Below are 22,895 nucleotides of genomic sequence, written 5' to 3' on the forward strand. Positions count from 1 at the left end.
ATGCAGGTGCATCGTGTCGCCCCTCACCTCCAGCTCGATCGAGAGCGGCAGCTCGCCGTCGATCTCGGGGCTGTCATGCACGTCCTGGAAGCGCCACACGCCGTCGGGGATCGCGGCGATGCCGGCGCGCATCTTGCGCTCGGCGTAGTCGAGCAGGGCCGCGCCGGCGGCCAGCACCGTCCCGGTGCCGTACTTGGCAGAGAGCGCCTGCATGCGCGCGACGCCCAGCCGGTTCGCCGCCATCTGCGCGCGCAGGTCGGACAGCCGTTCGCGCGGCACCTGGCAGTTCAGCAGGATCAGCTCCTGGATGTCCTCCTGCAGCTTGCCTTCGCGGTAGAGCCGGATCGGCGGGATGCGCAGCCCCTCCTGGTAGATGTGCGCATGGCCGCGATCGGCGAAGTCGGCGTGGTGCGCGAGGTTCACCGCCCAGGCGACGATGCGCCCCTCGACGAAGATCGGCTCGGCCAGCACGATGTCGGGCAGGTGCGTCCCGCCGCCCTCGTAGGCGTCGTTGCCGACGAACACGTCGCCCGGGCGCATCTGCTCGACCGGATGGCGCTTCAGGATGCGCTCGACCACGCCGATGAAGCTGCCGAGATGGATCGGGATGTGCTCGGCCTGGCAGAGCGTGCGGCCCTCGACGTCGAACAGCGCGGTCGAGCAGTCGCGCCGTTCCTTGATGTTGGTGGAGTAGGAGGCGCGCACCAGCGCCTCGCCCATCTCCTCGACGATCGAGGAGAGCGCGGAGCCGATCACCTCCACGGTGATCGGGTCCACCTGCGGCCGGGCGAGATCGAGCGCGAGGTTCATGGCGCGGCCTCCAGGATCAGGTTGTCGTAGCCGTCCACGCGCGCGCTCATGCCGGGCAGCACGAGGGTGGTGGAGTCCATCTGCTCGACGATCGCCGGGCCGGCGATGCGGTTGCCCGGGCGGAGCCGGTCGCGCGCAAAGACCGGCGCGGCGACGAAGCCGCCCGCCTCCGGCAGCCAGACATCGCGCGTCGCCTCGCGCGCGGCGGAGGCATCCTCGGCGCCGAGCGGCTGCGCGGTGAACGCGGCCTTGCGCACGGTCCCTGTCGCCTCGATGCGGAAGGTGACGAGCTGCACCGGCTCGCCGTCCGCGACGAAGCCGTACATGCGGCGATGCTCCGCGGCAAACCCCTCCGCCAGCAGCGCGAGCGTGCCCGCATCGAACGGCCCGTCCGGCAGCGCGACCGGCAGTTCGTAGTTCTGCCCGGCGTAGCGCATATCAACGGTGCGCGTGACGCGCCGCGCCTCGTCAGGAATCCCTTCGAGGTCGAACCATGCCTTGGCCTGCGTGGCCAGCGTCTCGAAGGCCACGCGCATCGGCACGAGCGCCTCCTTGCCGAGCGGGGTGAGCCGTGTCGCCGCGAAATCGGCGCGCAGGTCGGTCAGCAGCAGGCCCATCGCGCACAGGATGCCTGGGTTGCGCGGCACCAGCACGCGCCGGATCTCGAGCTCGCGCGCGAGCCGAGCGGCGTGCAGCGGACCCGCGCCGCCGAAGGCCATCAGCGTGTAGTCGCGCGGATCATGGCCACGCTGCACGCTGATCACGCGGATCGCCTTCGCCATGTTGGCGGTGACGACCGAAAGGATGCCCTGCGCGGTCTCCATCGTCTCCAGGCCGAGCCGCTTCGCGAGCCGCTCGATCGCCGCGATCGCGCGCTCGCGCCGGATCGGCATCCGCCCGCCGAGCAGATGCGTCGGGTGCAGCGTACCGAGCACGACATTCGCATCCGTCACCGCCGGCTCGTCGTTGCCGCGGTCGTAGCACACCGGCCCCGGGTCGGCGCCGGCGCTGCGCGGGCCCACCTTGAGCAGGCCGCCGCTGTCCACATAGGCGATCGAGCCGCCGCCGGCGCCGACCGTGTGGATGTCGAGCATCGGCGCCTTGATCGGATAGCCGTGCACGATGCTCTCGCTCGCGAGCCGCGGCTCGCCGCTCTGCAGCAGCGCGACATCGGTGCTGGTGCCGCCCATGTCGAAGGTGATCAGGTCGGGGAAACCCGCGAGCCGGCTGACCGCCTGCGCGCCGACCACGCCGGTGGAGGGACCTGAGAGCACCATCCGCACGGGCATGTTCGCCGCCGCCTCGAGCCCCATCACGCCGCCGTTCGACTGCGTCAGATGCGGCGTCGCGGACATGCCGAGCGCGCTCAGCCGCTCGGCGAGCCGGCGGATGTAGCGCTGCATGACCGGACCGAGATAGGCGTTCACCACCGCGGTGGACATGCGCTCGAACTCGCGGAACTCGGGCGCGATCTCGTGGCTGATCGAGAGGAACGCCTCGGGCAGTTCCTCGGCGAGGATGCGGCGCGCGGCCGCCTCGTGTTCCGGGCGGACGAAGGCGTAGAGGAAGCAGACCGCGACCGCGCTCACCCCGGCGCGCTTCAGCGCGCGCGCGGCCTCGCGCAGCGCAGTTTCGTCCAGCCGCGTCTCGACCGTGCCGTCATGACGCACGCGCTCGGGCACTTCGAGCCGGAGGTCGCGCGCGACCAGCACCGGCGGCTTGTCCACCTGAAGGTCGTAGAGATCGGGGCGCTTCTGCCGGCCGATCTCCAGCAGGTCGCGGAAGCCTTCGGTCGTGACCAGCCCGGTCGGCACGCCGCGATGCTGGATCAGCGCGTTGGTCGCGACCGTCGTGCCATGACCGAAATAGGCGACATCGCCCGGGCCGCCGCCGACGCGCTGCATGCCTTGCTCGACGCCCTCGGCGATCGCACGCGACGGATCATCGGGCGTCGAGGCGACCTTCCAGACCTCGATCCGGCCGGACTCCTCGTCGAACAGGCAGACATCCGTGAACGTGCCCCCGGAATCGACGCCGACACGCCACGCCATGCCCCAGCCCCTCTGGTCGGTTCAACCCGTCGCGTCGCATCCTAGCGGCGAGCGGCATCGCGGCAAGGCAGCGGGAGCGGAACAGCGTGACCGACAGGACGACCCTGCATGCGCCCTGGGCGCTGCTGCCCGGCGGCTGGGCACGCGATGTCGCGATCACGGTCGCGCCCGACGGAACGATCGGCGCGGTCGCGGCCGACGCGCCGTGCGGCAGCGCGGTGCCCCTCGCCGGCCCCGTGCTGCCCGGCATGACGAACCTGCACAGCCATGCCTTCCAGTACGCGATGGCCGGGCTCGCCGAGACGCGCAGCCCCTCGGGCGAGGATCACTTCTGGTCCTGGCGCGAGACCATGTACCGGTTTCTCGCGCGCCTCACTCCCGATGACGTCGAGGCGATCGCGGCGCAGCTCTGCGTCGCGCTGCTGAAGGGCGGCTTCACCGCCGTGGTCGAGTTCCACTATCTCCAGGCCGACATCGCCGGCGCGCCCTACGCCGATCCGGCGGAGATGGCCTGGCGCATCCTTGCCGCGGCCCGACAGGCGGGGATCGCGCGCACGATCCTGCCGAGCCTCTACCGGCACGGCGGCTTCGGCCGGCCGCCAGGCGAGGGCCAGCGTCGCTTCCTCCTGCCGGCCGAGAGCGTGCTCGACATCATCGCCGCGCTGCGTCGCGAGGCCGCGTCCGACCCGCTGCTGCGCGTCGGCGCCGCGCCGCACTCCCTGCGCGCGGTGACGGTGGAGGAACTCGGGGCGTTCGCCGCGGCGGTCCGGCGCGCCGACCCGGCTGCGCCGCTGCACATCCACGCCGCCGAGCAGCCACGCGAGGTCGAGGAGTGCCGCGCCACGACGGGGCAGCGCCCGGTCGAACGGCTGCTCGCGCATCTGCCGGTCGATCGGCGCTGGTGCGTGGTCCACGCGACGCACATGGACGCGGCGGAGACGGCGGCGCTCGCGGCGACCGGCGCGGTCGCCGGGCTGTGTCCGACCACCGAGGGCAATCTCGGCGACGGGGTGTTCCCGTTCCTCGGCTGGCGTGCGGCCGGCGGGGCGTTCGGCATCGGCACGGACAGTCATGTCGGCACCGATGCGGCCGGCGAACTGCGCATGCTGGAATACGCGCAGCGGCTGCGGCATCTGCGGCGTGCGGTCGGTGCGAGCCCAGAACAGCCCTCCAGCGGCACCGCGCTCTGGTCCGCCGCCGCTTCGTCAGGCGCGCAGGCAGCGGCGCAGCCCACCGGCGCGATCGCCCCCGGCCGTCGTGCGGATCTGGTCGTGCTCGACGGCGCGCATCCGATGCTCGCCGGCCGCGACGGTGCGGCGATCGGCGACACGCTCGTGTTCGCGCCCGCGCCAGGGCTCGTGCGCGACGTCCATGTCGCCGGCCGTCGGGTCATCGTCGCTGGACATCACGCGGACGAGGAGGCGATCGCCACGCGCTTCGCCGTGACGATGCGCTGCCTGCTCGCCTGACGTCAGCGCAGCGCCGTCTCCGCGGTGATCGGCGGGGCGAGGTTCATGGCCCCCTCGAGCGCGTAGCCGAGTGCCACGCGGCTGCTCCGGACCCAGACCTGGCGCAGGTCATAGAGCGGCAGCGAGCACGCCGCCTCCATGATCTTGCGCTGCGCGGTCGCCCAGAGCGCGGCCTGCTTCTCCGGGTCAGGCTCGCTGCGCGCGGCGTCGATCTCGGCATCGGCGGCGCTGCAATGGGCGAAGTTCAGCGACATGGTCGGCTGCCCGGGAGCCGAGCGCGAGTGGTAGAACTGCGTCAGATAGGAATCCGCGACCGGGAACCGCGCCGCGCCATAGAATGTCATCTGCGAGAGGTCCTGGCGGATGCGCGCGTGGTAGGTCGCGTGCTCGACCACGTCCGCCTCCAGCGTGATGCCCACGCGGCGAAGCTGTGCCTGGATCACCTCCATGATCGGCAGTTGCGCCGTGATCGAAGAGACCACCGCCTTCAGTGTGATGCCCTGCGGATGCCCCGCCTCGGCGAGCAGCGCGCGCGTGCGCGCCGGGTCGTGCGGATAGGTGGGCACATCGGTGATGGCGCCGAGATAGCCGGGCGGCACCGGGGAGGGCCAGAGCTGCGCGACATCCGGCCCGACGAAGCGCACGATCCCCGGCACGTCGATCGCGTGGATCACGGCGCGGCGCACGCGGATGTCGTCGAGCGGCGCGCTTCGGGTGTTGAGCAGCAGAGTGCGGAATTCGCCCGGACCGAACACCTCCACCACCGTGTTCGGCGCCTGCTTCATCCGCTCCACCCAGCGCTGCTCGCGCCGGCCGATGAACAGGTCGAGCTCGCCGGCGGTATAGGCGAGCTCGCGTGTCTGGTCGGACGGGATGAAGCGCACATGCACGCCGGCAAGCTTCGGCGTGCCGCGGAAATGCTGCGCGTGCGCGACCAGCCGGAGCCCGCCCGGCTCGACCGCCTCGAACTGGAACGGCCCCGTGCCGACCGGGCGCTGCGCGAAGTCGCCGGTCTCGGCCGCGCGCTTCGAGACGATCATGCCGCCGTGGTAGTTCGCGAGCAGGCCGAGCGCGCTGGGCACGGGCTGGCGGAACACCACGCGCACGGTCCGCGGATCGACCACCTCGACAGCAGCGAGATCGCGGTAGTCGCCGGCGAAGGCCGAACTCTCGGCGGTCGCGGCACGGCGGATCGAGAATGCGACGTCCTCCGCGGTCAGCGTGCCCATGCCGTGGTGGAACTGCACGCCCTCGCGCAGCGTGAAGGTCCAGGCGAGCCCGTCGGCGCTGCGCTCCCAGCGCTCGGCGAGATCGGGCTCGAGCGTGCCGGGATCGGCCGAGCCGGGCGGGAAGCGCACCAGCCCGTCGAACATCCAGCTCGCCGGGCCCTTGTCGGGCGTGGCGGTGGCGCGGTGCGGATCGAGCGTGCCCGTCTGCTGGCCGATCTGACCCACCCGCAGCGTCTGCGCCGCGGCCGGCGTGGCGAGCAGGGCCAAGGCGAGGACGATCCGCAGCATGCACACCTCCCGGTTCCGATCGACGGCTTGCAGGCTAGGGCGGCGCGCCGGATACTGCAAATGATGGCGGAGCGTTTTGATGTCGCGGTGATCGGCGGGGGCATGGTGGGCTCCGCCATCGCCCTCGGCTGCGCACGGCGCGGTGCGCGCGTGGTGCTGCTCGACGAGGGCGACGTGGCGCTGCGGGCGGCGCGCGGCAATTTCGGCCTGGTCTGGAGCCAGGGCAAGGGCGACGGCATGCCGGCCTACGCCACCTGGACGCGCGAGAGCCTGCGCCGGTGGGATGCGTTCGCCGAGGCGATGAGCGGTGCTGCCGGCACCGATATCGGCTTCCGCCGCAAGGGCGGCCTGATCTTCACCCTCGGCGAGCGGGAATGGGAACAGCGCGTCGAGGATGTGCGGCGGCTGCACAACCAGATCGGCGGTGCCTCGACGCCGGTGCGGATGCTGGATCGGCGCGAGCTCGAGGCGCTGATCCCCGGCACGCCGCTGGGCCCACGCGTGCTCGGCGCCTCGCTCGCGCCCGAGGACGGCGACGTCAATCCGCTGCTGCTGCTGCGGGGGATGCATGCGGCCTTCCGTGCCGCCGGCGGCGACCATCGTCCCGGCGCAGCGGTGGAGGCGGTGCGGCCCGGCTTCACCGTGCATCGCGGGGACGGGACGATCGAGGCCGATCGCGTGGTGATCGCCGCGGGGCTCGGCACGCCGAAGCTCGCGGCCATGCTCGGCATGCCGGTCGCGGTGCATCCGGTGCGTGGGCAGAACATGGTCACCGAGCGGCTGCCGCCGATGCTGCCCCTGCCGGCGAGCGCGATCCGCCAGACCGCCGAGGGCGTGGTGCAGATCGGCGTCAGCTACGAGGAGAACCTGTGGGAGACCGCGACGACCGTGAAGGATCTCGCGCGCATGGCCGCGCGCGCGGTGCAGGTGCTGCCGCCGCTGTCGCGCGCGCGGATGGTGCGCGCCTGGGGCGCGCTCCGGCCGATGACGCCGGACCGCTATCCGATCTACGCCCGGTCGCGCACGCATCGCGGCGCCTATGTCGCGGTGTGCCACTCGGGGGTGACGCTGGCGGCCGCGCATGCCGGCCCGCTGGCGGAGGCGATTCTCGCCGGGCGGCTGCCCGATCTCGTCGCCGAGCTCGGGCCGGAACGGTTCCATGCTGACGCGGCCTGATCCCGGTGGGGTGACGATCCTGTTCGAGGACGCACCGATCCGCGCGCGCGAGGGCGAGAGCGTCGCCTCGGCGCTGCTCGCCGCCGGCATCCTTGCCTTTCGCACGACCGCGGTCTCCGGCGCGCCGCGCGGGCCGTTCTGCATGATGGGGGCGTGTTTCGACTGCCTCGCCGTGGTGGACGGCGTGGGCGGCGTGCAGACCTGCCTCGTGCCGGTGCGCGAGGGGATGCGCGTGGAACGCCAGCACGGCGTGCGCGATGTCGCGGCCGAGGATGCGGCATGAGGGTCGATCTCGCGGTCATCGGCGCCGGCCCGGCCGGCATCGCCGCGGCGACCGAGGCGCGCGCGCATGGGCTCTCGGTCGTGGTGCTCGACGAGAACCCCGCGCCCGGCGGGCGGATCTGGCAGGCGATCGAGGCGCGCGCGGCGAAGGACGGCGACGACCGCGCGGCACAGGAGGCCGTGCGGGCCTTCCGGGCGTGCGGCGCCGAGGCGCGGTTCGGCGCGACGGTCTGGTGCGTCGAGCCCGAGGGTCGCGTCTATTGGAGCGAGCAGGGCCGCGCGCGCGATGCCGAGGCGGCGCAGGTGCTGATCGCGACCGGCGCGACGGAGCGGCCGATGCCGATCCCGGGCTGGACCCTGCCGGGCGTGATGACCGTCGGGGCAGCGCAGATCGCGCTGAAGACGGGCGGCCTCGTCCCGTCGGGCGATATCTGGCTCGCCGGCCAGGGGCCGCTGCTGCTGCTCTATGCGACGCAGGCGCTCGCCGCGGGCGGACGCATCGCCGGCGTGCTCGACCTCGCCGACCCGGGCGGGCGGCGGCGCGCGCTCGCGCATCTGCCGGGCGCGCTGCGGGCGCCGTCCTATCTCGCGCGCGGGCTGGTGTGGCGGCTCGCGCTCCGCCGCGCTGGCGTGCCCTGGATCCGCGCGACGGATGTGCGTGCCGAGGGCGAGGGGCGGCTCGAGCGCATCCGCTCCGTCGCCGACGGCGCGGTGCACACCAGACCCGCCTCGCTGCTGCTGCTGCATGACGGCGTGATCCCCTCGGTGCAGATCACCCGCGCGCTCGGCTGCGCGCATGTCTGGGACGAGGCGCAGCGCTGCTGGAAGCCGGCGACCGATGCGTGGGGCCGCAGCAGCCACGCGCGGATCGTGATCGCCGGCGACGGGGCTGGGATCGGCGGGGCCGCAGTCGCGCAGCTCTCCGGCCGCATCGCCGCCCTCGGCATCGCCGCCGCGCTCGAACGGCTCACCGAGGCGGCCCGCGACAGCGCCGCTGCCCCGCTCGTCGCGGCGCGGGCGAGGCACCTGGCCGTGCGCCCGTTCCTCGATGCGCTGTTCGCGCCGCTGCCGATTGAACCGGATGACGACACCATCCTCTGCCGCTGCGAGGAGGTGACGGCGGGACGCGTGCGCGAGGCCGTCTCGCTCGGCTGCCTTGGCGCGAACCAGCTCAAGTCGTTCACCCGCGCCGGCATGGGGCCGTGCCAGGGGCGGATGTGCGGACCGACGGTCGCGGCGGTGATCGCGGCCGCGCGTGGCGTGAAGGTGCAGGAGGTCGAGCCCTACCGGCTGCGCTTCCCGACCAAGCCGCTGACGCTCGGTGAGCTCGCCGCGCTGCACGAGACCGTGCAATGACCTCGCGCGCAGTGGTGATCGGCGGCGGGCTGCACGGGCTCTCGACGGCGCTGCATCTCGCGCGCGCCGGCTGGCCCGTCACGGTGCTGGAGCGGCGCCATGTCGGGCGGCACTCCTCGGGCGTCAATGCCGGCGGCGTGCGCCGCCTCGGACGCGATCTGCGCGAGATCGCGCTGTCGCAGGTGGCGCACGAGATGTGGACGAACCTGCCCGCGCTGGTCGGCGACGATGGCGGGTTCCGCCCCTCGGGCCAGGTGAAGGTGGCGGAGAGCGAGGCGGATCTCGCCAAGCTCGAACGCCGCGAAGCCGAGGTGCGCGCGCTCGGCTGGTCGCACGAGGAGGTGGTCGATCGCGCCGAGACGCGGCGGCTGCTGCCCGCGGTCGCGCCGCACGTGGTCGGCGCGCTGGTGGTGCGCGATGACGGTGCGGCCGATCCGATGCGCACGGTGATGGCGTTCCGGCGCGCCGCCACGGAAGCCGGGGCGGTGATCGAGGAGGGCGCGGGTGTCGTTGCGCTCGAACGCACCGGCTCGGGCCGCCTGCGCGTGGTCACCGAGCGCGGCGCGTGGGAGGCCGAGCGGGTCGCCAACTGCGCCGGCGCCTGGGCGACGGTGATCGCGGGCATGGCCGGCGAGACGATCCGCTGCGGCGTGAAGTCGTCGATGATGATCGTCACCGAACGCCTGCCGCGCTTCGTCGAGCCGACCGTGGGATCGGCCTCACGCGCGCTGTCGTTCAAGCAGACGGACACGGGAACGGTGCTGATCGGCGGCGGCCATCAGGGCCGCGCCGATCTCGCGGCCGAGACGGCGGTGGTGGATTTCCGCAACCTCGCCAAGGCCGCGCGCATCGCCGCCGAGCTGTTTCCGCTGATGCGCGGCGTGCGCATCGTGCGCAGCTGGTGCGGCATCGAGGCGCGCACGCCCGACGAGATCCCGGTGATCGGCGAGAGCACCACCTGCCCGGGCCTGGTCCACTCCTTCGGCTATTCCGGGCACGGCTTCCAGCTCGCCCCCGCCGCCGGCGCGGCGGTGGCCGAGATCATGATGCGCGGCACGACCAACCTGCCCGTCGCGCCCTTCGCGCCCGCGCGGCTGATCGAGACGGCGGCGGCATGACGGCGCTCGCGGTCGAGGGGTTGCGCACGGAGTTCCGCATCGGCGGCGCGTGGTATCCGGCGGTGAAGGACATCTCCTTCACGCTCGCGCGCAACGAGACGCTGGCGCTGGTCGGCGAGAGCGGCTGCGGCAAGTCGATGACCGCGCTGTCGATCATGGGGCTGGTGCCAGTGCCGGCCGGGCGCATCGCCGCGGGGCGGATTGCGCTGGAGGGGCGCGAGATCACCGGACTGCCCGAGCCGGAGCTCGAGAAGATCCGCGGCGATCGCGTCGCGATGATCTTCCAGGAGCCGATGACCAGCCTCAACCCGGTGATGACGGTCGGCGACCAGGTGGCCGAGCCGCTGATCCGCCATCGCGGCATGCCGCGCAAGCAGGCGCTGAAGCACGCGCTCGGCCTGCTTGAGGAGGTGAAGATCGCCTCGGCGGCCGCGCGCCTCTCGGAGTATCCGCACCAGTTCTCCGGCGGGATGCGCCAGCGCGTGATGATCGCCATGGCGCTCGCCTGCGAACCGGCCGTGCTGCTCGCCGACGAGCCGACCACCGCGCTCGACGTGACGATCCAGGCGCAGGTGCTGGGGCTGCTCGCCGATCTGCGCGCGCGCCACGGCACCTCGGTGCTGTTCATCACCCACAATCTTGGCGTGGTGGCGCAGATCGCCGATCGGGTGGCGGTGATGTACGCGGGCGAGATCGTCGAGGAAGGGCCCGTGCACGCGATCTTCGCCGATCCCGGCCACCCCTACACGCGCGCGCTGTTCGCGACCATTCCGCGCATGGACCGCGCCGGCCAGGACCTCGCCGCGATCCCCGGACGCGTGCCCGCGCTCGATGCGATGCCGCGCGGCTGCCGTTTCGCGCCGCGCTGCCCGCTCAGGCGCGACGGCTGCGAGCGGGAGCAGGCGCTCGTGCCGGTGGGCGATGGCCATCGCGTGCGCTGCCACGTGACGACGGGAGCCCTGGCGGATGCTTGAACCGGACGGTCGCGTCGCGATGGTCTCGGGTGCTGCGCGCGGCATCGGTCGCGCGGTCGTGCTGCGGCTGCTGGAGAGCGGCTTCAGCGTCTCGGCCGGCGTGCGCGACCGGCACGACCTGCCCGCCTCGAACCGGTTGTTCTTGCATCGCTACGATGCCGAGGACCCGGTGAGCGCTGATGCCTGGGCGGCCGCGACGGCCGAGCGTTTCGGCCGCATCGATGCCGTGGTGGCCGCGGCCGGAATCAACCCGGTGGCGCGACTGCTGGATGCCGACGACACCGCGCTCGACGCACTCTGGGCCGTGAATGTGAAGGGTCCGAAGCATCTTGTGCGCGCGGCCTGGCCGCATCTGGTCGCCTCGGGCAACGGGCGCGTCGCGATCCTCTCCTCGCTCTCCGGCAAGCGGGTGGCGAACGAGAACATGGGCTATGCGGCGAGCAAGTTCGCTGCCGTCGCGCTGACGCATGCGATCCGCCGCGAGGGCTGGGATCACGGCATCCGCGCCACCGCAATCTGCCCCGGCTTCGTCGACACCGACATGACCGCACATGTGACCAGGCACCCGCGCGCGCAGATGAGCCGGCCGGAGGACGTGGCCGCGCTGATCGAGACCGTGCTTCGCCTGCCCGCGCACGCCGTCGTCGCGGAGGTGCTGGTGAACTGCCGGCTGGAGCCGACGCTGTGAGACTGGTGCGCCGCGCCGACACCGAGCGCGCGCGCATCCTCTTCTCGCTCGACGGCGCGCCGGCGGAGGCGCTCGCCGGCGACACGCTGATGACCGCGATCCTCACCAACGCCGGTCATCTGCGCACGAGCGAGTTCGGCGACGGCACGCGTGCCGGCTTCTGCTGGATGGGGGCGTGCCAGGACTGTTTCGTGTGGGTGGAGGGGCTCGGGCGCGTGCGCGCCTGCGCCACGTTGCTCGAACCCGGCATGGCGGTGCGGCGGGCATGACGGTGGCGGTGGTCGGCGCCGGCCCGGCGGGCACGCGCGCGGTCGAGGTGCTGGTGCGCGCCGGGCAGCGCCCCGTCTGGATCGACGAGGCGCCGGCGAATGGCGGCCGCATCTACCAGCGCCCGCTTGCCGGCACGACGCGCAGCCATCGCGACCTCTACGGCACCGAGGCGGCGAAGGCGGCGGCGATCCATGCGCTCGGCGACCGGCTGCGCGACGCCAGCGACTGGCGCCCCGGCACGCTCGTCTGGAACCTCCGTCCCGGCCTGCTCGACACGTTCCGCGCCGGACGGCACGAGGCGATCCGGTTCGAGCGTGCCATCCTCTGCACGGGCGCGATGGACCGGATCGTGCCGGTGCCGGGCTGGACGCTGCCCGGCGTGTTCACGCTCGGCGGCGCGCAGATCGCGCTCAAGGCGCAAGGAGCGGCGATCGGCGCGCGCGTGGCCTTCCTCGGCACCGGGCCGCTGCTGTGGCTGGTCGCGGCGCAGTACGTGAAGGCCGGCGCGAGCGTCGCGCTGGTGCTCGACACCTCCCCGTTCGCGACCAAGGCGCGCGCGACTGCCGGGCTGCTGCGCGATGCCACGACCTTCGCCAAGGGGCTCGCGCTTGTCGCACGACTCCGCCTGGCGGGAGTGCGGGTGATCGAAGGTGGTGCGCCCATCGCGATCGAGGGCACGGACGCGGTGGCGGCGGTGCGCGTGCGCGACCGCGCCGGGCGCGAGCACCGCATCGCCTGCGATGCCGTCGGGCTAGGCTTCGGTCTGAAGCCCGAGAGCCAGCTCGCCGATCTCGCCGGCGTGCCGTTCACGTTTGACGGGACGCAGCGCAACTGGGTGCCGCAGCATGACGGCGCGGGCCGCACGCAGGTTCCTCGCATCTATCTCGCCGGCGACGCCGCGGGCATTGCCGGCGCGGACGCGGCCGAGCTTGCCGGCGCGCGCGCGGCCTGGGCTGCCATCGCGGACGGTGGCGCCGCGGTTGACATCGCCGAGGTCGCGCGGCTCGCCCGCGTGCTCGCCCGCATCCCGCGCTTCCGCGCCGCGCTCGAACGCGCCTTCCCCTACCCGGCCGTGCTCGCCGCGCGCACGCCCGACGCAACGATCGTCTGCCGGTGCGAGGCGATCACCGCGGGCGAACTACGCGCCGCCGCACGCGAGAGCCACGTCATGGGCCGCGCACCCGAGGTGAACCGCGCCAAGGCGTTCACCCGCGTCGGCATGGGGCGCTGCCAGGGGCGCGTCTGCGGCCCGCCCGCCGCCGAGATCCTTGCCGACGCGTTGGGCTGCGATGTCGCCGAGGTCGGCCGGCTGCGCGGACAGTCGCCGGTGAAGCCGATCCCGATCCTCGCGCTGGCGGCGGAATGAGCACGACCCACGACGTGCTGATCCTGGGCGGCGGCGGCGCGGGCTGTTCGGCAGCACTGCATCTCGCACGGCGCGGCGCGCGTGTCGCCCTGTTCGAGCGCAGTCTGGTCGGCAGCCAGGCCTCGGGCGTGAACTATGGCGGGGTGCGGCAGAACGGGCGGCACCCGGCGGAGCTGCCGATCGCACGGCGATCGCGCGAGATCTGGGCACGTCTGCCGGAGCTGATCGGCACGGACGCCGAATTCGAGGTGACGGGCCACCTGAAGCTCGCCCGCAGCGCCGAGGAGGAGGCGGAGCTCGCCGCCTACATGGCGGTCGCGCGCGCGAACGATCTGCCGCTGGACCTGATCGGCTCGAACAGCATCCACGAGCGCTACCCCTGGCTCGGCCCGCGCGTGGTCGCCGGCGCGCTCGCACCCGAGGACGGAGCCGCCAACCCGCGCCTGCTCGCACCCGCCTTCGCCCACGCGGCACGCGCGGCCGGGGCCGAGATCAACGAGCACGCGCCCGTGAAGGACATCGCGCATGACGGCGGGGCGTTTGTCCTGACGATCGGTGATCGCGCCTGGCGCGCCCCGACCGCGCTGAACTGCATGGGGTATTGGGGCGGCGAGATCGCGGCGCGCTTCGGCGAGGCCGTGACGGTTGCGCCGCTCGCACCGAACATGCTGGTGAGCGAGCCGATCCCCTACTTCATCGAGCCCAACATGGGCGTGGTCGGCGGCGACGTCTATCTGCGCCAGATCCGCCGCGGCAACGTGATCTTCGGCGGCGGACGCGGCGTGAGCGATCCCGCCATCCCGTGGGGCCGGCCGCTGCCGGAACCCACCCTCGCGGCGATGGCGCGCGCGATCGAACTCGTGCCGCGGCTCGCCGGCGTGCAGGTGATCCGAAGCTGGACCGGCATCGACGGCGACATGCCCGACGGTCTGCCGGTGATCGGGCCGAGCCGCACCACGCCGGGCTTGATCCATGCCTTCGGCTTCTCGGGCCACGGCTTCATGCTGGGCCCCGGCATCGGCGCAATCCTCGCGGAGCTCGTGCTCGACGGGGGCACCGACGTGCCGCTCGACCCGTTCCGGATCGACCGGTTCGCGCTTGGCAGCGTGCGGTGATGCCGACATGATGGCAGGGCAACAATGGGGATGGGAGGCGGGACGATGAAGCTTCGTATGGCACTGCTGGCCGGCGCGGCGGCGCTCGGCTGGGCGGTCCAGAGCGGACCGTCAGCGGCACAACCGAAGACCACGGTGACCGTGGGCATGGCCGCGCAGGATGTCGGTCGGCTCGACCCGCATTTCGCGGTGACGACGATCGACCGCGTCGCCGTCGCCTGGATGTTCAACGGCCTCGTGCGGTTCAAGCCGGGCAGCATCAACCCGGCCGAGATCGAGCCCGACCTCGCCGAGCGCTGGGAAAGCAGCGCCGACGGCCGCAGCTGGACCTTCCATCTGCGCCGCGGCGTGCAGTTCCACGGCGGCTTCGGCGAGGTCACGGCCGAGGATGTCGCGTTCAGCCTGCGCAAGGCCGCGCAGGCCTCGACCTCGGCGTTCTCGGGCGACTTCCGCGCCTTCGAGTCGGTGGACGTGGTCGACCCACACACGGTGCGGATCCGGCTGCGCGAGAACGTCCCCAGCCTGCTCGGCCTCGTGACCAACTACGCCGGCGGCTACATCGTCTCGAAGCGGGCCGTCGAGCAGAAGGGCGATGCCTTCGTGCGCGCGCCGATCGGCTCTGGCCCCTTCGCCTTCGCCGCCGTCACGCCGAACCAGTCGCTCGAACTGGCCGCGCATGAGGGCTATTTCCGCGGCTCCCCGCACATCAAGCGGGTGTCCTACCGCTTCATCCCCTCGGATGCCTCGCGCGACCTCGCCTTCCAGAACCGCGAGCTCGACGTGAACTACGGCCGCGCACAGGCCACCTGGCTCGAGCGCACCCGCCGCCTGCCGGACGTGATCGTCGACGTGTTCGAGCCGGCCGAGCTCTCGATCATCAATGTCAACACCAGGCAGGCGCCGTTCGACGACATCCGCGTGCGCCGCGCCTTCGCGCACGCGATCAACCGCACTGAGCTGGTGCGCTGGCGCGGCGACGCGGTTGCCCGCGAGGGCCAGTCGCTGGTGCCGCGCGGCTATCTCGGCTTCACCGCGGACGTGCCGCTGCTGCCGCACGATCCCGACCGCGCGCGCGCCCTGCTGGCCGAAGCGGGGCACCCGAACGGCTTCACGGTGCGCGTGGTCCATACGCAGTTGCCGGAGATGCTCGCGGGGATGCAGGTGGTGCAGCAGCAGCTCCGCCGCGTGGGCATCACTCTCGATCTCCAGGTGGTCGAGCACGCGACGTTTCACCAGCAGATCCGGCAGGATCTGAGCCCGCTCGTGTACTACGGCGCGGCGCGATTCCCGATCGCGGACATCTACCTGACACAGTTCTATCACGGCCGGTCGATCGTGAAGACGCCGACCGCGGTCACGAACTTCAGCCACTGCACCATGGCGGATGCCGAGATCGACGCCGCGCGCGTTGAGACCGACCCGCAGAAGCAGCTCGCGCTCTGGGCGACCGCGCAGCGCAAGCTGGTCGAGGCCGTGTGCGGCGTACCGCTGTTCGAGACATTGCTGGTGTTCGCGCGCCACAACAGCCTCGACTACGGCTACGAACTGAAGGGCTCGATGTCGCTCGGGCCCCTGATCACCGAGGCGACGCGGTTCCGGTGATCCGCAGGCGCGAGACGCGCCGATGATCGGCTTCGTGGTGGGGGGGGGGGGGGGCCCCCCCCCCCCCCCCGTGGGGGGTGTGGAAATGTGGTTTGTGTTTGGGGGGGTGGGTGCGGGCCCGGCGCCCCGGGGGTTCCGTGCACCCGCGGGCGCGACACCCGCGTTTTAGGGGGTGGGGGGTGGGGCGGCGGCGGGCCCCCCCCCCGACCCTGGTCGCGGTTCTGACATTGGTGTTCGTGATCGTGCGGATCGTGCCGGGCGATCCGGCGCTGGTGATCCTCGGCGACCAGGCGACGCCGGACGCGATCGCGGCGCTGCGCACGCGCCTCGGGCTCGATCGTCCGCTGCACGAGCAGTACTTCGAGTTCCTGTTCGCCTCCTTGACCGGCGATTTCGGCACGTCGCTGGTGACAGGCAGGCCGATCGTGAGCGAGGTCGCGGCGGTGCTGCCGCACACGCTCGATCTCACCGGCGCGGCCATGGTGATCGGCACGGTCGTCGGCGTGCCGGTGGGGATCTGGGCTGCCCTGCACCGCAACCGCGCGATCGATGTCGCCGCCCGGCTGCTGTCGCTGCTCGGGCTCTCGTTCCCGGTGTTCGTCTCCGGGATCTTCCTGCTGCTCGCGTTCGCGCTGCACTGGAAGGTGTTCCCGGTGATCGGCAACGCCAATCTCGCCGACCCGGTGGACCGGCTGCACAAGCTCGTGCTGCCGGCGCTGACGCTTGGGCTGGTGATGGCGGCCTACATCACGCGCGTCACACGCAGCGCGATGCTGCACGTGCTGTCCGAGGACTTCATCCGCACCGCGCGCGCCAAGGGCGTGCCCTGGCGCGCGGTGGTGTGGAAGCACGGGCTGCGCAACGCGCTGATCCCGGTGGTCACCGTGATCGGGCTCTATGTCGGCATCCTGATCGGCAACTCGGTGCTGACCGAGATCGTCTTCAACCGGCCGGGCCTGGGCAAGATCATCGTCGGCGCGCTCAACCAGCGCGACTATTCGATGCTGCAAGGGCTGATGGTGATCTACTGCTTCCTGATCGTGGTGGTGAACCTGATCACGGACCTCACCTACGGCCTGATCGATCCGCGGGTGAAGCACGGATGACCACGGCCGCCGCTCCCGCGATCATCGCCGTCTCGCCGCTCCGCCGCGCGGTTTCCCGCTTCCTCGCCAATCCGACCACCGGCATCGGCGTCATCCTCTGCGTCCTGGTCGCGCTCTCGGCGATCCTTGCCCCGATCCTCTCGCCGCACGACCCGATCGAGCAGAACGTCATCGACCAACTGAGCCCGCCTGGTGGCGACTATCCGCTCGGCACCGACTATTTCGGCCGCGACGTGCTTTCGCGCATCCTGTGGGGCGGACGGATCAGCCTGATCGTCTCGCTCACCGCGATCGCCGCGGCGATCGTGATCGGCGGCGCCATCGGCATGATCTCGGGCTATGTCGGCGGCCGCATCGACAACTTCGTCATGCGGGTGATGGACGTGCTGCTGTCGTTCCCCAGCCTGATCCTCGGCCTGATCGTGGTTGCGCTGCTCGGCCCGGATCTCCGCAACCTGATCGTCGCGATCGGACTGACGGCGATCGCGCCCTTCGCGCGGATCGCGCGCGCGCCGGTGCTGACGCTCAAGGAGCGCGCCTTCGTCGAGGCCGGCCGAGCGCTCGGCTACAGCCATGCACGCATCCTGTTCGTGCACATCCTGCCGAACATCCTCTCCGAGGTGCTGGTGATGGGCAGCCTCTGGATGGCGACTGCCGTGCGCACCGAGGCCTCGCTCTCCTTCATCGGCCTCGGCGTGAAGCCGCCGACACCGACCTGGGGTGGGATGATGCGCGACGGGTTCGAGAACATCCTCGACGCGCCCTGGCTCGCCGTCTTCCCCGGCGTCGCCATCCTGATCCTGGTGCTCGCGCTGAACATGGTGGGCGACGGGTTGCGCGACGCGACCGATCCGAAGCTGCGCGCCGAATGACCTCGCTGCTTGAGGTCGGCGGGCTGGTGAAGCACTTCACGGTGACGAAGGGCTTTCCGCGTCCGGTCACGACGACGGTGCGCGCCGTGGACGGCGTGTCCTTCGCCGTGCGTCGAGGCGAGGCCTATGGCCTGGTCGGCGAGAGCGGCTGTGGTAAATCGACGGTCGCACGCGCCGTGCTGCGCCTGATCGAGCCGGATGACGGGACGGTCCGGTTCGACGGCGAGGACGTATGCGCCGCGCGCGGCGAGACGCTGGCGCGGCTGCGCCGGCGCATGCAGATCATCTTCCAGGACCCGTACTCGTCGCTCAATCCGCGCCGCACGATCGGCCAGGCGCTGACCGAGCCGCTGCGCGTGCATGGGCTCGCCTCCGGACGCGCGGCACGCGATCGCGCGGCCTCGCTGCTCGACGAGGTCGGCATGCCGCCCTCGGCGCTCGACCGCTATCCGCACGAGTTCTCGGGCGGCCAGCGCCAGCGCATCGGCATCGCGCGCGCGCTGACCGTCGAGCCCGAACTGCTGATCGCCGACGAGCCGGTCTCGGCGCTGGATGTCTCGGTGCAGGCCCAGGTGCTGCTGCTGCTGCGCGACCTGCAGAAGCGGCGCAACCTCGCCTTCGTGTTCGTCAGCCACGATCTCGGCGTGGTGCGCTGGTTCTGCGACCGCGTCGCCGTGATGTATCTCGGCCGCATCGTCGAGGAGGGCGGCGTGGGCGAGGTGTTCACCGACCCGCTGCACCCCTACGCGCGGGTCCTGCGTGACGCTTCGCCGGTGCCCGATCCCTCCGGGCGCGGGGCATTGCCGCGCATCGTCGGCGAGATCCCGTCTGCGGCGAATCCGCCGTCGGGTTGTCACTTCCATCCGCGCTGTCCGCTTGTGCGTGACGCGTGTCGCGCCACCTATCCGTCCTGGCGCGCCCATGGCGAGCGCGGCGCCGCCTGCGTGCTGGTCTGACGCGGCGGACGAGGCGCCGTCAATCCCGGACGGCGGCCATCACGCGCGCCGCGTAGTCGGGGAACGCCACCGGATCGAGCCAGCGCGTGACCGAGACGAGGTCGCGTTCGGGTTCGATCCAGGTCACATGCCCTCCGGCACCCGAGGCGAACAGGCTGCGCGGGGACGCGGCCGGCGCACGCGCGCCGTTGGTGTTGAGCCACCACAGCAGTCCGTACTCGGGCTTCAGCGCGCCGGGCTCGGCGATCGCGTCGATCCAGGACCCGGCGATGAGCTGGCGTCCGTTCCAGTGCCCGCGCCGCGCGACCAGCAGGCCGATCCGGGCCTGGTCGGCGGCGCCGATGAACACGCCGCCGCCCCAGTGGCCGCCGCCGGGCACCGAGGGCATCTCCACGCCGTCGATCGCCACGCGCGCGGTGTCGTAGGCATGCCAGGCCCAGTCGCGGCCCGCGCCGATCGGGTCCATGATCCGGTCGCGGAACACCTCCGGCAGCGGCCGGCGGAACACGTGCAGGAGCGCCAGCGACAGCGCGTTCACCCGGACGTCGTTATACTCCCAGAACGTCCCCGGGGCGTGCAGCGGCCGCGCCTCGCCCTTCTTCGCGCGGCCCTCGCGCGCGAGGTCGCGGTTGCGGTCGATCACGTCGGACTTGCCCCAGAGCGTCCCCTCCCACTCCGAGGTCAGCGTGAGGAGCTGGCGCCACGTCACCGCGCCGTTGCGCGCGCCTTCGAACGCGGGCGAGCCCACCCGTGCCGAGACGGGCTCATCGAGATCGGCAACGAGCCCGTCATCGACCGCAAGGCCGGCCAGCAGCGAGAGGTAGGACTTCGCCACGCTGAACGTCATGTCGGCGCGCGCCGTGTCGCCCCAGGAGGCGACCACGGCGCCACGGCGCAGGATCATCCCCGCTGGGCCGCCGCGCGGTGCCACCGGCCCGAGGATCGCGTTGTCCGGCGCCGGTTCGAAGTAGCCGCTCTCGAGATGGGCACGCAGGTCGCGCGGCCAGGGCGTCTCGTGCGCCTCCGCGAATCGGGCCGCCTCGGCGAGGGCGGCCGGGTCCATGCCGAGCGCGACGGGCTCAGCCGCAGGCAGCGGGGTCACGAGGGCGATGGGGTCAGGCATGATCTGGACGTAGCAGAGACCGCGACCGCCCGCCACGTCGGCCGCACCTTGCCGCGCCGGACGCCCGCCCGTAGTTTCCCCCCGATGCTGCTGTTCCTTGCCCGTCGCACGGCGCTCGCGGTGCTGGTCGCCCTCACCGTGCTGACCTTTGCCTTCGTGCTGACGCGACTCGCCGGCGACCTCGCGATCGTCATCGCGGGGCCGGAGGCGCGCGCCGAGGATGTCGAGGCGATCCGTCGTGCCTACGGGCTCGACCGGCCGGTGATCATCCAGTTCTTCGACTGGGCCCTGCGGGCGGTCATGGGCGATTTCGGCGAGAGCTTCTTCTTCCGCGAACGCGTCTCGACGCTGATCTGGCAACGCCTGCCGATCACGCTGACGCTGGGGATGGTGGGGCTGGGGATCGCGCTGGTTGTCGCGATCCCGCTCGGTATCCTCGCCGCCCTGCGCGAGAACACCTGGGTCGACCGTACCGTCGGACTGGTCGCGATGGTCGGCCAGGCGCTGCCGTCGTTCTGGCTGGCGCTGCTGCTCATGCTGTTCTTCGGACTGCAGCTCGGCTGGCTGCCGATCTCGGGCACCGGGTCGTGGGAGCACTACGTGATGCCCGGGATCGTGCTGTCGTTCTCGGCGATCCCGGCGCTGATGCGGCTGACGCGCGCCGGCATGATCGACGCCATGTCGTCCGACTACATCCGCACCGCGCGCGCCAAGGGCCTCTCGCGGCGCTCGATCGTGCTGAAGCACGCGCTGCGCAACGCCGCGATGCCGGTGGTCTCGATCACCGCGGTGCAGCTCGGCTTCATGCTCGGCGGATCGATCGTGATCGAGACCGTGTTCGCGCTGCACGGAATCGGCTTCCTCGCCTGGGAGAGCATCAGCAAGAACGACTTTCCCACCGTCCAGGCGGTGGTGCTGCTGTTTGCCGTCATCTACATCGTGCTGACCCTGATCGCCGACGTGGCGAACGCCGTGCTCGACCCGCGGCTGCGCGCGTCATGAGGGTGCTGCGCAACGCCGGCCTCGCCGTCGGCGCCGTGATCGTCGGCGTGGTGCTGTTCTGCGCGGTATTCGCGGAACTGCTCATGCCGCACGACCCTTTCGCGCAGGACCTGACGCGCCGGCTGCTGCCGCCGTTCTGGATGGACGGGCACGATCCCGCGCATCTGCTCGGCACCGATCAGCTCGGCCGCGACTACCTGTCCCGGCTGATCCTGGGCGCGCGCATCTCGATGCTGATCGGCATCACCGCGGTGATCGTCTCCGGGCTGATCGGCATCACGCTCGGCGTGATCGGCGGCTTCTTCGGTGGTCGTGTCGACGATGTCGTGATGTTCATCATCACCACCCGGCTCGCGATCCCGCTGATCCTGGTGGCGCTTGCGGTGGTCTCGCTGGTGGGCTCCTCCCTGACCGTGGTCGTGCTGACGCTGGGGCTCCTACTGTGGGACCGCTTCGCGGTGGTGGCGCGCACCACGACGATGCAGGTGCGCACGCTCGACTACGTCTCCGCCGCCTGGGCGGCTGGTTGCTCGCGCGCCTGGATTCTCGGCCGCGAGGTGCTGCCGAACATCCTCTCCCCGCTCGCGGTCGTCGCCACGCTCGAGATGGCGCTCGCGATCCTGCTCGAGGCGGTGCTGTCGTTTCTCGGCCTCGGCGTGCCGCCGCCGCTTCCCTCCTGGGGCCTGATGATCTCGGAGGGCAAGGAGTACATGTTCTTCGACCCCTGGGTGATCTTCGTGCCCGGCATCACGCTGTTCGTGCTGGTGATGGGCATCAACCTGCTCGGCGACGGGCTGCGCGACATGGTCGGCGCGAGCCAGGTACGATGAGCGCGACGCCCGGCGCCGCACTGCTCGAGGTGCGCAACCTGCGCGTCTCCTTCGGCGGTCTTGCCGCCGTGCGCGGCGCGCATCTGACCATCTATCGCGGCGAGACCCATTGCGTCGTCGGAGAGTCGGGTTGCGGCAAGAGCGTCACCGCGCTCGCGGTGATGGGTCTGCTCGCGCGCTCCGGCAGGCGCGAGGCCGACCGGCTGGCCTTCGACGGTCAGGACCTGCTGCGGCTCTCCGAATCGCAGTTCTCGAAGCTGCGCGGCGACAAGATGGCGATGATCTTCCAGGAGCCGATGACCAGCCTGAACCCGGCCTACACGGTGGGGTCGCAGATGGCGGAGGTGTACCGGCGCCATCGCGGCGGGCCGCGCGCCGAGGCGCTCGATCGCGCCGAGGACCTGCTCGCGAAGTGCCGCGTCACCTCGCCGCGGATGCGCCTCGGCCAGTATCCGCATCAGCTCTCGGGTGGGCTCCGCCAGCGCGTGATGATCGCGATGGCGCTGATGTGCGACCCCGAACTGCTGGTTGCCGACGAGCCGACCACCGCGCTCGACGTCACGGTGCAGGCGCAGATCCTGCGGCTGCTGATGGATCTCCAGCGCGATCTCGGTCTCGCGCTCATGCTGATCACGCACGATCTCGGCGTGGTCGGGCGCATGGCGCACCGCGTCTCGGTGATGTACGCGGGCGAGGTCGTGGAGTCCGCGCCGGCCGCCGAACTGTTCGGCAACCCGACGCATCCCTACACGCGCGGCCTGCTCGAATGCGTGCCCGCGCCCGGCAAGGTGCGGCGCGACCAGCCGCTCGGCTCGATCCCCGGCGTGGTGCCGCGCATCGGCCACCACTTCGAGGGCTGCGCGTTCCGCGACCGCTGCGGCCAGGCGCGCCCCGAATGCGCGCGCACCGTGGCGTGGCAGGAGACGGGCTCCGAGCACGGCTATCGATGCGTTCTGCCACCAAACTGGTCCGGCCCGGCGAGCCTCGCCGCGTGAGCGCCCCCGCGATCGAGCTGCATGACCTCACGCGGCATTTCCGTGTGAAGACCGGGCTGTTCGGCGAGGCGAAGCACGTCGTCGCAGTGGACGGCGTGTCGTTCTCGGTGCCGACCGGCGGCGTGCTCGGCGTGGTCGGCGAGTCGGGCTGCGGCAAGTCCACGCTGGCGCGCGTGATCCTCGGCCTCCTGCCACCCACGTCGGGGGATGTGCTGGT

22 protein-coding genes are annotated in these 22,895 nt (G+C 72.0%); 18 read left to right on the top strand and 4 right to left on the bottom strand.

From position 1 onward, the window contains the following. Together ACTIFU_RS04840 and ACTIFU_RS04845 are read right to left on the bottom strand one after the other, a co-directional pair. Positions 1-810: hydantoinase B/oxoprolinase family protein (locus ACTIFU_RS04840; protein WP_439577160.1), on the bottom strand; the 810-nt coding region annotated here is incomplete at its 3' end. Further along, positions 807-2,861, bottom strand: a complete 2,055-nt coding sequence (locus ACTIFU_RS04845) for a hydantoinase/oxoprolinase family protein (RefSeq protein WP_439577161.1) — start codon at positions 2,859-2,861, stop codon at positions 807-809. The genes ACTIFU_RS04840 and ACTIFU_RS04845, both read right to left, overlap by 4 nt. A gap of 86 nt (positions 2,862-2,947) precedes the next feature. On the opposite strand from ACTIFU_RS04845, the gene ACTIFU_RS04850 reads away from it, so the two are divergent. After that, positions 2,948-4,330 (top strand): formimidoylglutamate deiminase, encoded by a 1,383-nt coding sequence (locus ACTIFU_RS04850; RefSeq protein ID WP_439577162.1) that lies wholly within the window; start codon positions 2,948-2,950, stop codon positions 4,328-4,330. 2 nt (positions 4,331-4,332) lie between these two features. Here ACTIFU_RS04850 and ACTIFU_RS04855 read toward each other — a convergent pair whose 3' ends face one another. After that, positions 4,333-5,847 (bottom strand): ABC transporter substrate-binding protein, encoded by a 1,515-nt coding sequence (locus tag ACTIFU_RS04855; protein WP_439577163.1) that lies wholly within the window; start codon positions 5,845-5,847, stop codon positions 4,333-4,335. A 60-nt stretch (positions 5,848-5,907) separates the two neighbouring features. Here ACTIFU_RS04855 and ACTIFU_RS04860 point away from each other — a divergent pair, with 60 nt between their 5' ends. The 13 genes from ACTIFU_RS04860 (at position 5,908) to ACTIFU_RS04920 (ending at position 18,728) form a co-directional block, all read left to right on the top strand. Then, on the top strand, positions 5,908-7,023 hold the full coding sequence (locus ACTIFU_RS04860) for an NAD(P)/FAD-dependent oxidoreductase (RefSeq protein WP_439577164.1): 1,116 nt from the start codon (positions 5,908-5,910) through the stop codon (positions 7,021-7,023). Then, positions 7,007-7,306, top strand: a complete 300-nt coding sequence (locus ACTIFU_RS04865) for a (2Fe-2S)-binding protein (protein ID WP_439577165.1) — start codon at positions 7,007-7,009, stop codon at positions 7,304-7,306. The genes ACTIFU_RS04860 and ACTIFU_RS04865 overlap by 17 nt, the downstream gene beginning before the upstream one ends. Continuing rightward, positions 7,303-8,661 carry an NAD(P)/FAD-dependent oxidoreductase gene (locus ACTIFU_RS04870; RefSeq protein WP_439577166.1) on the top strand — a complete coding sequence of 453 codons (1,359 nt, stop codon included), beginning with the start codon at positions 7,303-7,305 and terminating at the stop codon, positions 8,659-8,661. The genes ACTIFU_RS04865 and ACTIFU_RS04870 overlap by 4 nt, the downstream gene beginning before the upstream one ends. After that, entirely contained in the window at positions 8,658-9,779 is a 1,122-nt protein-coding gene (locus ACTIFU_RS04875) for an NAD(P)/FAD-dependent oxidoreductase (protein ID WP_439577167.1), read from the top strand. The genes ACTIFU_RS04870 and ACTIFU_RS04875 overlap by 4 nt, the downstream gene beginning before the upstream one ends. Next, entirely contained in the window at positions 9,776-10,753 is a 978-nt protein-coding gene (locus tag ACTIFU_RS04880; RefSeq protein ID WP_439577168.1) for an ABC transporter ATP-binding protein, read from the top strand. The genes ACTIFU_RS04875 and ACTIFU_RS04880 overlap by 4 nt, the downstream gene beginning before the upstream one ends. Continuing rightward, positions 10,746-11,441, top strand: a complete 696-nt coding sequence (locus ACTIFU_RS04885; protein ID WP_439577169.1) for an SDR family NAD(P)-dependent oxidoreductase — start codon at positions 10,746-10,748, stop codon at positions 11,439-11,441. The genes ACTIFU_RS04880 and ACTIFU_RS04885 overlap by 8 nt, the downstream gene beginning before the upstream one ends. Next, on the top strand, positions 11,438-11,710 hold the full coding sequence (locus ACTIFU_RS04890) for a (2Fe-2S)-binding protein (RefSeq protein WP_439577170.1): 273 nt from the start codon (positions 11,438-11,440) through the stop codon (positions 11,708-11,710). The genes ACTIFU_RS04885 and ACTIFU_RS04890 overlap by 4 nt, the downstream gene beginning before the upstream one ends. Beyond that, positions 11,707-13,077 (top strand): FAD-dependent oxidoreductase, encoded by a 1,371-nt coding sequence (locus ACTIFU_RS04895; protein WP_439577171.1) that lies wholly within the window; start codon positions 11,707-11,709, stop codon positions 13,075-13,077. Before ACTIFU_RS04890 ends, ACTIFU_RS04895 begins: the two co-directional genes overlap by 4 nt. Further along, on the top strand, positions 13,074-14,192 hold the full coding sequence (locus ACTIFU_RS04900; protein ID WP_439577172.1) for an NAD(P)/FAD-dependent oxidoreductase: 1,119 nt from the start codon (positions 13,074-13,076) through the stop codon (positions 14,190-14,192). Before ACTIFU_RS04895 ends, ACTIFU_RS04900 begins: the two co-directional genes overlap by 4 nt. Before the next feature lie 45 nt (positions 14,193-14,237). After that, complete coding sequence (locus ACTIFU_RS04905; RefSeq protein WP_439577173.1) at positions 14,238-15,794, top strand: ABC transporter substrate-binding protein; 1,557 nt, start codon at positions 14,238-14,240, stop codon at positions 15,792-15,794. Between the two features lie 179 nt (positions 15,795-15,973). Next, entirely contained in the window at positions 15,974-16,900 is a 927-nt protein-coding gene (locus ACTIFU_RS04910; RefSeq protein ID WP_439577174.1) for an ABC transporter permease, read from the top strand. After that, a complete protein-coding gene (locus tag ACTIFU_RS04915) occupies positions 16,897-17,772 on the top strand; it encodes an ABC transporter permease (RefSeq protein WP_439577175.1) in 876 nt (291 codons plus the stop codon). The genes ACTIFU_RS04910 and ACTIFU_RS04915 overlap by 4 nt, the downstream gene beginning before the upstream one ends. Continuing rightward, positions 17,769-18,728 carry an ABC transporter ATP-binding protein gene (locus ACTIFU_RS04920; protein ID WP_439577176.1) on the top strand — a complete coding sequence of 320 codons (960 nt, stop codon included), beginning with the start codon at positions 17,769-17,771 and terminating at the stop codon, positions 18,726-18,728. The genes ACTIFU_RS04915 and ACTIFU_RS04920 overlap by 4 nt, the downstream gene beginning before the upstream one ends. A gap of 19 nt (positions 18,729-18,747) precedes the next feature. Here the strand turns inward: ACTIFU_RS04920 and ACTIFU_RS04925 are convergent, their stop codons facing one another. Beyond that, entirely contained in the window at positions 18,748-19,887 is a 1,140-nt protein-coding gene (locus ACTIFU_RS04925) for a serine hydrolase domain-containing protein (RefSeq protein WP_439577177.1), read from the bottom strand. 48 nt (positions 19,888-19,935) lie between these two features. Between ACTIFU_RS04925 and ACTIFU_RS04930 the strand changes: the two genes are divergently transcribed. The 4 genes from ACTIFU_RS04930 to ACTIFU_RS04945 form a co-directional block, all read left to right on the top strand. After that, positions 19,936-20,853, top strand: a complete 918-nt coding sequence (locus tag ACTIFU_RS04930; protein ID WP_439577178.1) for an ABC transporter permease — start codon at positions 19,936-19,938, stop codon at positions 20,851-20,853. Further along, a complete protein-coding gene (locus ACTIFU_RS04935) occupies positions 20,850-21,683 on the top strand; it encodes an ABC transporter permease (RefSeq protein WP_439577179.1) in 834 nt (277 codons plus the stop codon). The genes ACTIFU_RS04930 and ACTIFU_RS04935 overlap by 4 nt, the downstream gene beginning before the upstream one ends. After that, positions 21,680-22,678 (top strand): ABC transporter ATP-binding protein, encoded by a 999-nt coding sequence (locus ACTIFU_RS04940; protein ID WP_439577180.1) that lies wholly within the window; start codon positions 21,680-21,682, stop codon positions 22,676-22,678. Before ACTIFU_RS04935 ends, ACTIFU_RS04940 begins: the two co-directional genes overlap by 4 nt. Further along, positions 22,675-22,895: ATP-binding cassette domain-containing protein (locus ACTIFU_RS04945; protein WP_439577181.1), on the top strand; the 221-nt coding region annotated here is incomplete at its 3' end. The genes ACTIFU_RS04940 and ACTIFU_RS04945, both read left to right, overlap by 4 nt.

The sequence above is a fragment of the Elioraea sp. genome, from assembly GCF_051860475.1.
Classification (GTDB): domain Bacteria; phylum Pseudomonadota; class Alphaproteobacteria; order Acetobacterales; family Acetobacteraceae; genus Elioraea.

Bases quoted from the DNA above. Each gene is read 5' to 3' on its own strand.
- ACTIFU_RS04845 (WP_439577161.1), bottom strand. From the start codon at position 2,861: ATGGCGTGGCGTGTCGGCGTCGATTCCGGGGGCACGTTCACGGATGTC.
- ACTIFU_RS04855 (WP_439577163.1), bottom strand. From the start codon at position 5,847: ATGCTGCGGATCGTCCTCGCCTTGGCCCTGCTCGCCACGCCGGCCGCG.
- ACTIFU_RS04860 (WP_439577164.1), top strand. From the start codon at position 5,908: ATGATGGCGGAGCGTTTTGATGTCGCGGTGATCGGCGGGGGCATGGTG.
- ACTIFU_RS04865 (WP_439577165.1), top strand. From the start codon at position 7,007: ATGCTGACGCGGCCTGATCCCGGTGGGGTGACGATCCTGTTCGAGGAC.
- ACTIFU_RS04870 (WP_439577166.1), top strand. From the start codon at position 7,303: ATGAGGGTCGATCTCGCGGTCATCGGCGCCGGCCCGGCCGGCATCGCC.
- ACTIFU_RS04875 (WP_439577167.1), top strand. From the start codon at position 8,658: ATGACCTCGCGCGCAGTGGTGATCGGCGGCGGGCTGCACGGGCTCTCG.
- ACTIFU_RS04880 (WP_439577168.1), top strand. From the start codon at position 9,776: ATGACGGCGCTCGCGGTCGAGGGGTTGCGCACGGAGTTCCGCATCGGC.
- ACTIFU_RS04885 (WP_439577169.1), top strand. From the start codon at position 10,746: ATGCTTGAACCGGACGGTCGCGTCGCGATGGTCTCGGGTGCTGCGCGC.
- ACTIFU_RS04895 (WP_439577171.1), top strand. From the start codon at position 11,707: ATGACGGTGGCGGTGGTCGGCGCCGGCCCGGCGGGCACGCGCGCGGTC.
- ACTIFU_RS04900 (WP_439577172.1), top strand. From the start codon at position 13,074: ATGAGCACGACCCACGACGTGCTGATCCTGGGCGGCGGCGGCGCGGGC.
- ACTIFU_RS04905 (WP_439577173.1), top strand. From the start codon at position 14,238: ATGAAGCTTCGTATGGCACTGCTGGCCGGCGCGGCGGCGCTCGGCTGG.
- ACTIFU_RS04915 (WP_439577175.1), top strand. From the start codon at position 16,897: ATGACCACGGCCGCCGCTCCCGCGATCATCGCCGTCTCGCCGCTCCGC.
- ACTIFU_RS04920 (WP_439577176.1), top strand. From the start codon at position 17,769: ATGACCTCGCTGCTTGAGGTCGGCGGGCTGGTGAAGCACTTCACGGTG.
- ACTIFU_RS04930 (WP_439577178.1), top strand. From the start codon at position 19,936: ATGCTGCTGTTCCTTGCCCGTCGCACGGCGCTCGCGGTGCTGGTCGCC.
- ACTIFU_RS04935 (WP_439577179.1), top strand. From the start codon at position 20,850: ATGAGGGTGCTGCGCAACGCCGGCCTCGCCGTCGGCGCCGTGATCGTC.
- ACTIFU_RS04940 (WP_439577180.1), top strand. From the start codon at position 21,680: ATGAGCGCGACGCCCGGCGCCGCACTGCTCGAGGTGCGCAACCTGCGC.